The organism is Chryseobacterium sp. BGA-UO-ETr-SB22 (assembly GCF_059567885.1).
In genome coordinates this window covers 1,879,819-1,894,293 of record NZ_JCAQOV010000005.1, presented here as the reverse complement: position 1 = coordinate 1,894,293, position 14,475 = coordinate 1,879,819, and the positions used below count along the sequence as shown (strand labels likewise).

At 36.7% G+C, this 14,475-nt stretch carries 14 protein-coding genes; 7 read left to right on the top strand and 7 right to left on the bottom strand.

Annotated features, from left to right (window positions below):
• Positions 1 to 10 precede the first annotated feature (10 nt).
• The 3 genes from AC57AW_RS15990 to AC57AW_RS15980 form a co-directional block, all read right to left on the bottom strand.
• Positions 11 to 1,216, bottom strand: a complete 1,206-nt coding sequence (locus tag AC57AW_RS15990) for an MFS transporter (protein WP_496352671.1) — start codon at positions 1,214 to 1,216, stop codon at positions 11 to 13.
• An 88-nt stretch (positions 1,217 to 1,304) separates the two neighbouring features.
• Positions 1,305 to 2,219 carry a helix-turn-helix domain-containing protein gene (locus AC57AW_RS15985; RefSeq protein WP_318845422.1) on the bottom strand — a complete coding sequence of 305 codons (915 nt, stop codon included), beginning with the start codon at positions 2,217 to 2,219 and terminating at the stop codon, positions 1,305 to 1,307.
• 136 nt (positions 2,220 to 2,355) lie between these two features.
• Positions 2,356 to 2,871 (bottom strand): hypothetical protein, encoded by a 516-nt coding sequence (locus AC57AW_RS15980; RefSeq protein WP_496352670.1) that lies wholly within the window; start codon positions 2,869 to 2,871, stop codon positions 2,356 to 2,358.
• A 118-nt stretch (positions 2,872 to 2,989) separates the two neighbouring features.
• On the opposite strand from AC57AW_RS15980, the gene AC57AW_RS15975 reads away from it, so the two are divergent.
• The 3 genes from AC57AW_RS15975 (at position 2,990) to AC57AW_RS15965 (ending at position 7,021) form a co-directional block, all read left to right on the top strand.
• Positions 2,990 to 4,411, top strand: a complete 1,422-nt coding sequence (locus AC57AW_RS15975; RefSeq protein WP_496352669.1) for an aminotransferase-like domain-containing protein — start codon at positions 2,990 to 2,992, stop codon at positions 4,409 to 4,411.
• Positions 4,412 to 4,858: 447 nt separating this feature from the next.
• Positions 4,859 to 5,035, top strand: coding sequence for a BF3379 family histone-like protein (locus tag AC57AW_RS15970; protein ID WP_047377485.1), 177 nt, complete (start codon positions 4,859 to 4,861; stop codon positions 5,033 to 5,035).
• A 414-nt stretch (positions 5,036 to 5,449) separates the two neighbouring features.
• Positions 5,450 to 7,021 carry a M28 family peptidase gene (locus AC57AW_RS15965; RefSeq protein ID WP_496352668.1) on the top strand — a complete coding sequence of 524 codons (1,572 nt, stop codon included), beginning with the start codon at positions 5,450 to 5,452 and terminating at the stop codon, positions 7,019 to 7,021.
• A 35-nt stretch (positions 7,022 to 7,056) separates the two neighbouring features.
• Here the strand turns inward: AC57AW_RS15965 and AC57AW_RS15960 are convergent, their stop codons facing one another.
• The 3 genes from AC57AW_RS15960 to AC57AW_RS15950 are packed head-to-tail and all read right to left on the bottom strand — an operon-like array spanning position 7,057 to position 10,439.
• Positions 7,057 to 7,623 carry an RDD family protein gene (locus AC57AW_RS15960; protein ID WP_496352667.1) on the bottom strand — a complete coding sequence of 189 codons (567 nt, stop codon included), beginning with the start codon at positions 7,621 to 7,623 and terminating at the stop codon, positions 7,057 to 7,059.
• On the bottom strand, positions 7,623 to 8,273 hold the full coding sequence (locus AC57AW_RS15955; RefSeq protein ID WP_496352666.1) for an HAD family hydrolase: 651 nt from the start codon (positions 8,271 to 8,273) through the stop codon (positions 7,623 to 7,625). Before AC57AW_RS15955 ends, AC57AW_RS15960 begins: the two co-directional genes overlap by 1 nt.
• A 42-nt stretch (positions 8,274 to 8,315) precedes the next feature.
• Positions 8,316 to 10,439 carry a Tex family protein gene (locus AC57AW_RS15950; RefSeq protein ID WP_496352665.1) on the bottom strand — a complete coding sequence of 708 codons (2,124 nt, stop codon included), beginning with the start codon at positions 10,437 to 10,439 and terminating at the stop codon, positions 8,316 to 8,318.
• A gap of 274 nt (positions 10,440 to 10,713) precedes the next feature.
• Between AC57AW_RS15950 and AC57AW_RS15945 the strand changes: the two genes are divergently transcribed.
• Positions 10,714 to 11,391 (top strand): YceI family protein, encoded by a 678-nt coding sequence (locus tag AC57AW_RS15945; protein ID WP_318845432.1) that lies wholly within the window; start codon positions 10,714 to 10,716, stop codon positions 11,389 to 11,391.
• A gap of 89 nt (positions 11,392 to 11,480) precedes the next feature.
• On the opposite strand, the gene AC57AW_RS15940 is transcribed toward AC57AW_RS15945, so the two are convergent.
• Positions 11,481 to 11,837 carry a hypothetical protein gene (locus AC57AW_RS15940; RefSeq protein ID WP_496352664.1) on the bottom strand — a complete coding sequence of 119 codons (357 nt, stop codon included), beginning with the start codon at positions 11,835 to 11,837 and terminating at the stop codon, positions 11,481 to 11,483.
• Positions 11,838 to 11,956: 119 nt separating this feature from the next.
• On the opposite strand from AC57AW_RS15940, the gene AC57AW_RS15935 reads away from it, so the two are divergent.
• The 3 genes from AC57AW_RS15935 (at position 11,957) to typA (ending at position 14,452) form a co-directional block, all read left to right on the top strand.
• Positions 11,957 to 12,208 (top strand): DUF1294 domain-containing protein, encoded by a 252-nt coding sequence (locus tag AC57AW_RS15935; protein WP_318845434.1) that lies wholly within the window; start codon positions 11,957 to 11,959, stop codon positions 12,206 to 12,208.
• A 97-nt stretch (positions 12,209 to 12,305) separates the two neighbouring features.
• On the top strand, positions 12,306 to 12,512 hold the full coding sequence (locus AC57AW_RS15930) for a bacteriocin-like protein (protein WP_496352663.1): 207 nt from the start codon (positions 12,306 to 12,308) through the stop codon (positions 12,510 to 12,512).
• 134 nt (positions 12,513 to 12,646) lie between these two features.
• Positions 12,647 to 14,452, top strand: coding sequence for a translational GTPase TypA (typA, locus tag AC57AW_RS15925; RefSeq protein WP_318845436.1), 1,806 nt, complete (start codon positions 12,647 to 12,649; stop codon positions 14,450 to 14,452).
• Positions 14,453 to 14,475 lie beyond the last annotated feature (23 nt).

The window sequence follows — 14,475 nt, the reverse complement described above, 5'->3', positions numbered from 1 at the left end:
AAAGCAGAGATTAATTCTCTGCTTTTTCTTTTTTTACGGCCTGATTCATAATAAGGATAATTCCTAAAAGTAAAAAGGCAATGATCAGGTAACGCCAGGAAAGATCTTTTTGTGCATTTACATTCCCACTTACCGAAATGATAAAGCTTGTCACAGAAGTGATCACATACACCAGTCCACCCATTAGCCCGCCGGCAGTCCCTGCATTTTTAGGAAAGTAAAGCATACTTGTCGTAAAGAATGAGGTAAATAAAATTCCGGAACAGATATGAATGAAAAAGGCAAAAGGAATCATAATGAAAAGACTTTCTGCGAAATAGCTGGTAATAATCAATCCTGCGATCAGTATCAGCTGTAAAAGGATAGGCTGTAGAATTCTTGGTTTAAAATCAAGAGTCAATCTGCGTTTCCCGATAAAACCTCCTATCATCCAGGAAAAACCAAGGATCAATGTACAGTATCCAATGACTACCGGTGTGAAATGGAAAGTGTTTTCTATAATAAAAGGTCCTGTAATATTAAATAACATAACGATAGAGTAGCTGAGTCCTAAAATGAAGATCCCCAGCATGAAAATCCTGTTCTTAAGCATCATTTTGTAAAGGCTGATATTTTCTGACAGATCCAGTTTCTTTTTTTGAGGAAGGCTCTCGCCACTGAAGAACCATTCAAACAGAAAAAGGAATCCGGCATATATAGCTAAGAAATAAAAATTAGCATGCCAGTTAAATATTTTCTCAAGATAACCGCCCAGAAAAGGAGCAAGAATAGGCCCGCAAGACCATACAATGGTAAAATAACTCAAATAGTGCTTCACTTTCTCAGAATCATAAATATCCACAAAAATAGCCCGCGTAGCTACTACCAATACTGAAACAGCTGCTCCCTGAAGAATACGAAGAAGACAGATCAACAAAATACTGTTGGTCATCGTAATTAAAATACTTGTGAGGATCAACATAAATAATGCGATCAATTTGGGGCGGTATCGGCCGATACTGTCCAGAATTCCTCCCACAAATAACTGGGAAATTCCGTAGCTCAGAAGATATGAGGTCAGAGTAATCTGGATATCTTTTTCTGAAACCATCATTTCTTTGGCCATAGAAGGGAACGATGGTAAATATATATCCGTGACAAACCCGGAAAGCGGGATAGACACGAAAGCCATAATGGTAATTAATCTGATTCTTTTTTCAGATGCTTCTCTCAACATATTCATTCATTTTTTACAATGCAAAAATAAGTCAAGAAATAGAAATGTGAATTTTAAAAGACAAAGTAAAAATTACAAAAATCAAATATTAAGCTAAATTCTTAAATTTTAATGGTGAAGTTTGGGCATGCTTTTTAAAAAAGTTGTTAAAATGAGCAGGTTGGTCAAAACCTAAAGTATAACCGATCTGGGCGATATCCCAATTAGTATACTTCAGCAGATTTTTAGACTCTTCAAACATTTTTTCTTTAATAATCTGTGTTGTAGTAAGATGGGTTACAGATTTTACTGAAGAATTCAAATGATTCACATGCACATTAAGATGATCGGCAAAATCCGAAGGAGTTTTCAACGCAAGCGGATAAGCAGGGGAGTCTAAAGGAAACTGTTTGTTGAGCAGTTCATCAAACAATCTGTATAGACGCACGTTTGCCGGAAGTTCATTGGGATTAATATCTTCCATGCGGTTTTCCAGTGCCAGATGCATAACAGATGCCAGATTGCTTTTGATACTGCTGCAACGGAAAGGGTAGGCGGAATTATTCATTCTGTAAATCTGATCAAAATAAAGAGTGGCCAACTGTGTCTGCTCTTCCGTTAGAAAAACGACAGGCTTGCTCCATTCTTTGAACATGGAAGTCTTTTTAAACAAGTTAAACTCTGAGTTTCCATTAAAAAACTCCTGATTGAACAGACAGAAATATCCTTCCTGCAAATCACTGTCACATTCCCAGGAATAAGGAATGCTTGGAGATGGAAAAAATAAAGCCGGACGATCAATATACAGCTGATGTGTACCATAATGAATGGTTCCTTTTCCAATGATAAAGCTGATTTTATAATAATCACGGCGGTTGTAAGGACTCTTAAAACTACAGTATTTCCGCATCGAAATATTGAAATGAGATTTACCCATTTCAAAATCCTCAGAATCAAACATTTTGATCTGGTTCTTACGGATACGTTTGTAATAATCCTCTATGGTTTCCAGCTGATCACTCATAAGTAAAAATTATAAAAATCAAAGATAATAAAACCATTGCTCACTTAAAATAATTTTAAGTGAAATAAAAAAATAAGAATGATAGCTCCTCTCAATAATTTTATGCTAATAGTATTGAGAGGAGCTCTGTGGATCACTAACTTTTATTAATCTCCAATTCTAAAATATGCGACGGAAGCAGAAAAGGACCAGCCTTTGAGTCTACGGCAGATACAAAACCATTCTCTTGTAAAAACTCCGAAAGCGGATCATGATCAAGCATATTAGTCCATACAATATCTGTGAAACTTACTGCTGATCTGCATTTTTTCCAAAGTGACTGTCTTGTTTCGGGAGAATCAAACTCTGACAGTATTACAAAACTGATTTCTGTTGCTCTTTTTCCTTCCGGTATGCCAGGATGCAGAGAACCGCTTTTGATGATACTGTATCCGACAGGTTTCTGATCTGCATACGTCATGATCAGCTGGTTGGAAAGATCATTCAGGTCATTGATCATCTTTCTCGGATCTATTTCATTGTGAATATATTTTTTAATATCTTCTTCAGTAACAAAGTCCTTGTGTAAGGCATAAATAGAAGAATCAATAATGGTTATAAGATCAGAAATTCCCTCTTCAGAACCTACTGTAAATTTTGAAATGATATCCATGGGATCTTTTTTTATTCAAAATTATAAGATTAATCCATTGAAAAAGGATACAGTTCATTAAAATATCATCGGTACAGAATAGTATTTTTGTAAATTTGTTCGGTACAGTTGATGTGTTATGGCAAAATCTTATAAATACGAAATTTTTACAACGGTAATAGAAAAACAGATCCACAGCGGGGTTTTGCAGGAAAAAGACAGGCTTCCGTCCGTCCGGGAGATAAAAGAAAAATACAAGCTCAGTACGAGTTCTGTGCAAAGTGGTTTTGAATATCTTATGATTAAAGGGCTGATCAGGAGCCAGCCGAGATCAGGATATTTTGTTGCCGGAAATCAGGAAGAGAATATTCCGGAAGTCAGAACAAAACTGCCTGTTGTAGTAAGAGATGCAGAATTTATGAAAAATATGATGCTGACTTCCAAAAGAACTTCAGAATCCAGTTCTTTCAATACAGCTGTGCCCGGAGATCTGCTGATTCCGCAGAAGCTCATCCTCAGAACAATGCAGGAAGTGATTCGTGAAAAAGGAGCGTCCCTGCTTAGATATTATCCGTCAAACGGTCTGGAGACATTACGGCAACAGATTGCAAAACAAATGGGAACTTATGGATGTATCTTAAACCCTGATGAAATAATCATCACTGACGGCGCTTTACAGGCACTCACTATCGCTTTGAAATCGGTTGCCAAAGCCGGTGATGTGGTGGCTGTAGACAGTCCTTGCGTATTTTCGGTATTGGAAGTTATCGCTAATCTGGATCTTAAAGTGATCGAAATTCCTGTCCATTACAGAAGTGGTTTTGATACAGAATATTTCCAAGCGGTCTGCGCTGAAAATGATATCCGTGCTTTGGTTGTAACTCCGAATTTTCATAATCCTACAGGTGTACTAATGACTGATGAGAATAAAAAAAAATTGCTGAGTATTGCAGAAGAACATCAGGTATGCATTATAGAAAATGATATGTATTCCGATCTTTATTTTGGTGAACAAAGACCGCTTTGTATAAAAAGTTTTGATAAAAACGGATGGGTGATGACCTATTCATCATTTTCAAAAACACTGGCTCCGGGAATTCGTTTAGGCTGGCTTTATGCTGGCAGTTTTTATGCAAAATCAGAAAGAGCGAGGTTTTCTTTGGGGCGGTCAGTTTCTCCTGTTTATCAGGAGTTGATTGTAAAATTGTTGAAGGGAAGCAGCTATGAAAGACATTTGCGCTCATTCCGGAAAAAGCTTAACCAGCAGGCTATTCAGGTATTGGACGTTTTAAGAAATTCCTTTCCCAAAGGTTCTTATTTCCACAGACCTCAGGGTGGCTATAGTATTTGGGGGCAGCTTTCGGAGAATACGGATATGCAGAAGTTCTATCAATATTGCGAGAAACATACTATTCTCTTTACACCAGGACATACTTTCTCACTCACTAATAAATATGATAACCATTTCCGGGTGGTCTTTGCGGAAAGAATTACTCCAGAAAGCTTAATTTTATTGGGAAATGCGGGGGAAAAGGCTAAGAAATTGTTACTTGGAACATAAGGATAACGGATTGACTTATCCTTTGTGGATAAAGTTTAATTGAGACCATATTAGTCTTTTTATATGGTGAGTAATCTTAAAATGATAAAAATACAGAGCGTAATTATTCTGTATGAACTTTATAATTTACTGTCTCCATCTTCCATCGTTAATCTCTTTCTAAAAACCAGAGATTCTAGTATCATTTTGTCGATATATTATTTTTCTAAAAATGAAAATTTAGAAACCAAAATAATGAGAAACCAACCTAAATAAAACTCCTTTCAGAAGACCTTAGAGAAGGGTTGGGGACGTATTCTATGATTGTCTTCAAGGGCTAAATCACCCAAAAATGCACTTTTATGGAGGTGGAAGTGAATATTTTAGCTATTTAGTTTAAACTTTTTTCGCTCCAGCTAGGCTGGAATCACCATAAAACCTATATTTGCAGCCTAAATTTTTAAATAAATGAAAGAACTAATTGAAAAAATCAACGCAGAATTTGAAGCGTTCACAACTGAGGCAAACCAACAAGCAGAAAAAGGAAACAAGGCTGCTGGTACAAGAGCTCGTAAAGCAGCTTTAGAACTAAGCAAATTGTTCAAAGACTTCAGAAAAGTTTCTGTAGAAGAAGCTAAAAAATAATTCACTTTTAGCCGGCTTTTGAAGCCGGCTTTTTTATTCCCATTACAATACGCTTCTGGATACATTCTACACTCTACTCATAGTAATCAAGAAGTAGTCTTGTTTAGACTTTACAAACCATAAAAGGTTTCATTTTAAAACGCTTAAGTAAGTTTAAAATGGTGCGTTAGAAAAAGTTCACATAAGATAAAATCAAAGATTGTCACAAAACTTAAGTGTGCTTATTAAAAGTTTACAGAGTTTTCATTATTAAAACTGTCTGTTGATATTTTTTTATCAATTGTGATTGCTATTGGATTGGGTTCTTAACTATGTGCAGTGATGTTAATAATATCATTGGAAAACCTCTTTTTTAGGCTCAATCCTTCACCATCTCCCCAATTTCCTTTATCTTTAAACCAATCAATATATATTATGAGGATAAATAGATTTTTTGCAGTGCCTGCAGTAGTGCTGGCTGCTCAGTTTTCCTGGGCTCAGGTAAAGGTTGACCCAAAAGAAAAGCTCAACCCTATCGTAAAAAGTTTTGTAGATGAAGTGAATAATAATTCCCAGCTGGAAAACCTGGCGTATGAGCTATTGGACGGCATTGGGCCGCGTCTTGTAGGAACTCCGGAAATGCTTGCAGCTAATGAATGGAGCGCAGGTAAACTTCGTTCATGGGGAGTAGATGCCAATCTTCAGCAGTTTGGAACATGGAAAGGGTGGCAGAGAGGGACTACTCATGTAGATATGACATATCCGCGTGTAAAATCTCTGGCTGCTACACAATTAGCGTGGAGTCCTTCAACTAAAAAAGCGATTGAAGCGGAAGTCATTATTCTTCCGAAAGTATCTTCCAAAGCTGAGTTTGATCAATGGCTTCCTTCTGTGAAAGGAAAAATAGTGCTGATGGCACAATACCAGAAAATTGGGCGTTCTGATGAGCAGATCAAAGAATTTGCTACTCCTGAACTGTATGAAAAGCTTAAAGCAGAAAAAGAACAGGCTGCCAAAGATTTCACTGCTTATGTGAAGAATATCGGATATGACAACAACAGTCTTCCAGAGGCTTTGGAAAAAGCGGGAGCGGCAGGAATTGCCATTTCAAACTGGACCGGAATTATGGGAGCTAACAGGATATTCGGAGCAAAAACCGCCAAAATTCCCATGATTGATATTGATGTGGAAGATTACGGAATGCTTTACAGAATAGCAGAAAAAGGAACGCTTCCTAAAATAAAAATTGATGCTCAGTCTAAAATACTACCTGAAGCCAAAAGTTTCAATACTATTGGGATGATCAAAGGAAAGGAAAAACCGGATGAATATGTAATTCTTTCGGCTCACCTTGATTCATGGGACGGAGCTCAGGGAGCTACAGATAACGGAACGGGAACGATTACGATGCTGGAAACTATGCGAATCCTGAAGAAATATTATCCTAATAACAAAAGAACTATCGTGATAGGACTTTGGGGAAGTGAAGAGCAGGGATTAAACGGTTCCAGAGGTTTTGTGGTGGATAATCCTCAGATTATAAAAGGAGTTCAGGCTGCTTTTAACCAGGACAACGGAACAGGGCGTGTTGTGAACATCAGCGGTCAGGGATTTGTAAAAGCTTATGATTATATCGGAAAATGGCTTGACGGGGTTCCAAAGTCTGTAAAAAGTCACATTAAAACTGATTTCCCTGGAATGCCAGGTGGTGGCGGTTCTGACCATGCTTCGTTTGTGGCAGCCGGAGTACCAGGATTTTCTTTAGGTTCTCTGAACTGGGGCTATTTCGGATATACATGGCATACCACAAAAGATACCTATGATAAAATTGTATTTGATGAGGTGAAAAACAACGTGATTTTAACCGCTGCATTAGCTTATATGGCTTCTGAAGACCCGGAATTCACCAACAGAGAGAAGAGAGCAATGCCTCAGGATGACAAAGGAGAAACGGTAAAATGGCCGGAAGTAAAAGAACCTAGAAGAAGTTCTAAGGATTATAAGTAAAAGTTTTCTACGATATAAAGAGTAAAAAGGCTGCCTCAATGGGCAGCCTTTTTGTTTTCCTGTGCTAATAGTTCTTTGATCTCTATTAATTTACTTTCTTTTACAATATGAGTTTTGCAAATCTTGTTATTCAAATGCATACTGAAATTCACTTGAGTACCTCTAGTATTCCCTGTTTTTGCGGGTGAAGGATTAATATCTGTAAAAACTACCCATAAGTTGGCCAGAACTAAAATATTTCTTTGCAGTGACTTGATAAAACCCGGTTGATTTCCATTGTCGTCGAGAATTTTAAGCTTAAAAATTTTCTTACCTAAGGTAGTTCCGAAATACCATTCACAAAAGGTTCCTGATATAATCACACAGGGAATAGAAAATAGAATACCAAGAATAGCAGGTAAATGGAATATGAAGATGAATACCATGAAAAACGGAATCATGTCAATCACCTTGGCAAAGAGACGTTCTGTTTCATTTCCTTTATGAGTAGGATTATAAGGGAAATCATATTCAAATTCGTTATAGATCCTGTTTCCCCATTCATCAAAGAATCGGGTAGCCCTGCGAATAATTCTCTTCTCTTTAAGCTCAGAAATCTTCATTATTTTGTACTATCGTAAATAAGGTTTGTTAAGCCCGAAAACGTAAGGATTGATGGTTCATAAAGTGGATCAGTGAGTTTTCCAAATCCGTATTTGCAGAAAATAAACGGCAGTCCATTAGAGCCTGCTGAATCATAATCAGTTTGAGTGTCACCAATATAAACAGAATCTTCGATGGATAAATGATTTCTTTCCATAAGAAGCTGTATGTTTTCAGATTTTGGTTTTTGAGTCCTTCCATGAGATTCAAAATCAACAAACAGATCATTGAACTGATAATATTCTAAAAATGACTCTATATAACCATTCTGACAGTTGCTTACGATAAAAAGAGAGTGGTTGATAGCCAGGCTTCTCAAAGTATCTTCTACGCCCTCATATAATATTCCTCCTTGTATGCGCAGTACCTTATTTTCTTCGGCTACAATCTCTGAAAGAAGTTCCTGTGCCTGCAGATCTGAAATACCGGGAATAATATCTTTCACCATATCATGAGCTAATAATCCCATGTACTGATCCATGTCTTCGGGCTTCAGTTCTCTTTTGAGCAGCTGATGTCTGCCCAGCACTTCATTCCATATTTTGATGATTGTCATTCTGGGGTCCCATAATGTACCGTCCAGATCGAAAATTAAGTTTTTTGTGTTCAAAACAAATATTTTGTGGTTGATATTTAATCTGCAATTAAAAAATTACAAAATCATGCTCAATTGTACTCTTTTTCTGGCTTCATCTACTTCTGTTACCTTTACACGAACATGCTGATGAAGTTTTACCACTTCGTTTACATCAGATACGAACCCTTCTTTCAACTGGGAGATATGAACCAGTCCGCTTTCTTTGATACCAAGATCTACAAAACATCCAAAAGCTGTAATATTGTTGACAATTCCTGGAAGAATCATTCCTGCTTTTAAGTCTTTAATACTTTTGACAGTAGGATCAAATTCAAATACTTTGGCTGCCTTTCTCGGATCCAGACCCGGTTTTTCAAGCTCTTTTAAAATATCTTTGATTCCTAAGATCCCGATTTCACCTGTGATATAACTTTCCGGTTTTACCAGAGCTATTTTTTCTTTATTGGCAATCAGCTCATCGGTTTTGATCCCTAAATCTTTGGCTATTTTTTCTACAATTCCATAAGCTTCCGGATGTACAGCGGAATTATCCAATGGATTTTTAGCATTCGCAATTCTTACAAATGCAGCTGCCTGCTGGAAGGCTTTTTCTCCAAGTCTCGGAACTTTTTTAAGTTGTTTTCTATCTTCAAATGCTCCATTTTCAGCACGGTAATTGACAATATTTTCAGCCATTTTCTCTCCGATTCCTGAAACATAGCTTAAAAGCGATTTACTTGCTGTATTTAAATTAATTCCCACAGAATTTACACATTTCATCACCGTAGAATCCAGCTCATTTTTCAGTTGGGTCTGATCTACATCATGTTGGTATTGGCCAACCCCAATAGATTTGGCATCAATCTTTACCAATTCTGCTAACGGATCAGAAAGCCTTCTTCCGATGGAAACAGCTCCACGAACCGTTACATCATATGTCGGAAACTCTTCTCTTGCAATTTTACTGGCAGAATAAACGGATGCTCCGGCTTCCGAAACTACAAAAACCTGCAGCGGCTTATCGAAAGCAATCTTTTTGATAAAAAATTCTGTTTCACGGCTTGCTGTTCCGTTACCGATGGAGATGGCTTCAATATTATAAGCATTCACCATAGAACGAATCTTTTTCATAGCCATTCCGCTTTCGTTCTGCGGAGCATGAGGGTAGAGGGTTTCATTGTGTAATAAGTCCCCTTTTTCATCCAGACACACTACTTTGCATCCGCTTCTGTATCCCGGGTCTATCGCCAGGATTCTTTTCTCTCCCAAAGGAGGCGCAAGCAGAAGCTGGCTTAAATTCTCAGAGAATATTTCAATCGCTTTTTTATCCGCTTTTTCTTTGGCTTCCTGTAATGCTTCATTGGAGATAGCGGGTTCCAGAAGTCTCTTATAACTGTCTTTTATGGCCAGTGCAATCTGGTCTGAGCTTTCATTGTTGGATTTTATAATGGCCTTTTCAATAAAATCAATGGCTTCTTCCTTATCTATTCCTACATTCGTTTTTACAAAGCCTTCCGTTTCCGCTCGTAGCATGGCTAAAAGTCGGTGAGAGGGAGTTCTGCTAAGGCTTTCTTCCCATTCAAAATATTGGGAGAATTTTTGGGCATCTTCCTCCTCTTTTTTAGCTTTTACAACTTTAGAGGTAACAACTGCTTTCCGCTGAAAGAGTCTGCGGAGATTCTTACGGACATACATATTTTCGTTGATCCATTCTGCCATGATGTCTCTCGCACCCTGAAGCGCTTCTTCTTCGGATGCAACATCATTGTTTAGATACTTAGAAGCCAGAAACTGAATGTCATTATTTTTCTGACTCATAATAATCCTGGCTAAAGGTTCCAATCCTTTTTCCTTGGCAGTATCAGCTTTTGTTTTTTTACGCTTTTTGAAAGGCAGATATAAATCTTCCAGCTCCTGAATATCAAAGCTGTCTTCAATTCTCTGTTGAAGTTCAGGACTTAGAGCATTTTGTTCTTCTATTGATTTTAAGATTGATTCTTTTCTCTTGACAATGTCTTCAAACTGCTTGCTGATCTTTGAGATCTGTTCGATCTGTACTTCATCGAGATTTCCGGTTTTATCTTTTCTATAACGGGAAATAAAAGGAATGGTGCAGTCTTCTGCTAATAATTGTAAAGTATTGTTGATGCTCTTTTCAGAAATATTGAGCTGCTTCTGTATAAATTCTACGGTCGTCATTGTTCTGTTTTCGGATAGCTAAAATAGTATTTTGGAATGAGAAAAAATTGGAATTTGGTTATAAAAATTGGGTTTCTACAAAATGTAATGAAACAGTAAAGGATCAGGATTTCTCAAGCAGTTATGAGAACAGCGGTGTTTCGTAAGAAGATTTACAACTGCAAATAATATAAATATTGTATTTCTTGATGTATGATAAGGTACCTCCCAATAGGTTTTTCTATTTTTGTACCCGAAAACAACAAAATTCAACAAACTTTTTAAACAGTTCAATATGAAAAAAATTAGCGTAATTGCATTAGTAGGAGTAGGATTGCTTTTAGCATCATGTGATAAAGGAAAAACGGCAGATACTGCAGCTACCACTCAGGAACAAACCGTAGCAGAGAGCAAAGGTGAAACACTGGCAGTAGATACAGTAGGTTCAGTAGTAAACTGGAAGGCTACCCACAAAGGAGGTATGGCTCCACGTTGGGGAACACTTACTGTAAAATCAGGAGATATTAGTGTTGACGGAGGTCAGGTTTCCGCAGGAAACTTCGTGATTGATATGAACTCTATCAAAGTAGATCCAGCTTCAGTAACAGAAAAAGATAAAAAACCTGCAGATCTTGAAGCTCACCTGAAAAATCCTGATTTCTTTGATGCAGCAAAAAACCCTACTTCAGATTTCAAAATTACAAGTGTTACAGATTTGAAAGAAGCACCAAAAGATGCTGTAGCAGGAGCTAATAAAACAGTAAGCGGAAACCTTACATTATCAGGAAAAACAATGAACGTTACTTTCCCTGCTAAAGTAGATGTAGCAGATAATTCAGCTGCTATTCAGGCTAAATTTACAGTAAACAGAGCAGATTGGGGGCTTAAATTCGGTACTTCAGAAGCAGATCCTGCAGAATGGATGATCAGCAAGGATATCGAGATTGCTATCGATGTAAAAGCTAAAAAATAAGTTATTGGAATTCCAATAATTACCGGGCTGTCTTGATAAAGGCAGCTCTTTTTATTTTAGAAACGGAGGTTTACTTATTATGGCGAAAATCAATTTAAAATTCTTGAATTCTGAATTCTCACACAATATTCACTTCCGAGATACAAAGGATCACCGTGCTTTTCAGACCAGAAACCATCCAGTATATCCTTATTTAAACAACGGTATACAGCAACTCCTTTATAGATCTTATGATCCTCACCTTCATAGTTGAAGTTGATCACTAAAATATGGTCTTTATAAAATCCTGTACCATGCTGCAGATGATCACCAATGACCCATTGGGCAATAATACGGTTGTTTTCATCAATAGATAAGGTTAATATACCATGATAAGAAGCCTGGGAAGAATCTTCCTGGTTACTTCCTTCAATAGAATAACTTCCTGCCAGATCCTGTATTGTCATTGATTCTTTTTTTTCGGAAGGTAAATTTAGAAAAAATCTGGTTCTGCCTTGAATTTAAATTTCGAAGATTTTCTTATATATAAATTAAACTTTATTTTTGTTTTAAATTAATTTTAAAAATGTTTCCTTTTCTATTGATCGCTAATCTGATTACATTTGGTGTCTTTGGTTTTGATAAATGGCAAGCCAAAAAACAGCAATGGCGAATTTCAGAAAATACTCTCTTAGGAATTTCTCTTATAGGTCTTGTAGGAGCAGCCTCTGGAATGATTATTTTCAATCATAAAGTTTCAAAAAAATCATTTCTTGTAAAATTTTTCATTGTGGTTTTAATTGATCTGGTACTTTTCTACCGATTGATAAGGCATTGATATAAAGAAATATATAAACGTTAAATATTGTAATAAATAATTGTTGTTTCGTTTTTTTTTATACTTTTATAAGGCTAATAACAAATAAACAAACAACATGAAAAATCTCAAAAAAGTTTCCAGAACTGAAATGAAGTCAGTTCAGGGAGGTATCATTAAAGGAATGGTAAGATGTAAAGATGCCGATACATGTGCCGTAAGATGGGGCTGGGGGACAGGATTCTCCAGTAATTGTGGCGATTTTGACATTATATGTGGAGAACCGCCAGCAGTAGATCCATGTGACGTACAGATCTGTATATAGATAGATTGGGAGTGTTTTTTAACACTCTTTTTTATTAGCTTGTAAATAAGTATTTTAAACAAATTATTAAATATTTGTATAAGTAAATATTTTTTCATTAAAATTCACTACTTTTGCACCCGTAAAAATCTTTTATGCAAAACATTAGAAATATTGCGATTATCGCACACGTTGACCACGGAAAGACGACTTTGGTTGACAAGATCATTCACGCTACCAACATTTTCAGAGAAAATCAGGAGAGTGGGGAGTTAATTATGGATAACAACGATCTTGAAAGAGAAAGAGGGATCACAATCTTATCCAAGAATATTTCTGTTACTTATAAAGACACAAAAATTAACGTAATTGATACTCCTGGTCACGCCGATTTTGGTGGTGAAGTAGAAAGAGTATTGAAAATGGCTGATGGGGTTATTTTGTTGGTAGATGCGTTCGAAGGACCAATGCCACAAACAAGATTTGTACTACAGAAAGCATTAGAGTTAGGATTGAGACCATTAGTGGTGATCAATAAAGTAGATAAACCAAACTGTCGTCCTGACGAAGTTCATGATAAGGTATTTGATTTATTCTTCAATCTTGAGGCTACAGAAGAGCAATTGGATTTCCCTACATTCTACGGATCTTCAAAACAAGGTTGGTTCAACACTTCATTAGAACAAACTGAAGATATTATGCCATTATTGGATGGTATTTTACAGTATGTTCCTGAACCTAAAATAACGGAAGGAAATCTTCAGATGCAGGTTACTTCATTAGATTTTTCTTCTTTCTTAGGAAGAATTGCGATCGGAAAAGTAACAAGAGGAGAGCTTAGAGAATCTCAATGGATCGGTCTTGCTCAGGCAGACGGAAAAGTTGTAAAAGGAAAAGTAAAAGAATTATACGTTTTCGAAGGTTTAGGAAAGAAAAAAGTAACTGAAGTACAGGCAGGAGATATCTGTGCGGTAGTAGGTTTCGATGCTTTCCAGATTGGAGATTCTTTCGTAGATCTTGAAAATCCTGAACCATTGGAAAGAACTGCTATTGATGAGCCGACTTTGAACATGACGTTCTCAATTAACAATTCACCTTTCTTTGGTAAAGACGGTAAATATGTTACTTCAAACCACCTGAAAGAAAGACTATATAAAGAATTAGAGAAAAACTTAGCATTGAGAGTTCAACAGACTGATGATGCAAACACTTTCCTTGTTTTTGGTAGAGGTATTCTTCACTTGTCAGTTTTAATTGAAACAATGAGAAGAGAAGGTTACGAAATGACAATTGGTCAGCCACAGGTTATCTTGAGAGAAATTGATGGAGAAAAATGTGAGCCTTATGAATCTTTGGTTGTTGATGTTCCTGAAGAATTTGCTTCAAGAGTTATCGACTTAGCAACTCAGAGAAAAGGTGACCTTCACATTATGGAAACTAAAGGTGAAATGCAGCACATGGAATTCGAAATTCCTTCAAGAGGTTTGATCGGACTACGTTCTCAGATGTTGACAGCTACTGCAGGGGAAGCTATTATGGCACACCGTTTCACAGAATATAAGCCTTTCAAAGGAGCTATTCCTGGAAGAAGTAATGGTGTTTTAATCAGCAAAACTCAAGGTCCTGCTACAGAATATTCTATTGCTAAACTACAGGATAGAGGTAAGTTCTATGTTGATCCGGGTGAGGAGATCTATGCTGGTATGGTTATCGGTGAGCAAAATAAGCCAGGTGACTTAGTAGTAAACATCGTTGAAGCAAAACAGTTGAATAACATGAGAGCTTCAGGAAAAGATAAAGATACAGGTGTTGCACCAAAAATCTTATTCTCTCTTGAAGAATGTATGGAATATATCCAGGCTGATGAAGCAATTGAGGTTACTCCAAACTTTATCAGAATGAGAAAGAAATTACTTTCTGAAGAAGAAAGAAAAAGAGTAGAAAGAGGAGCAAAAGCATAATCTGAAATTCTTAAAATATAATA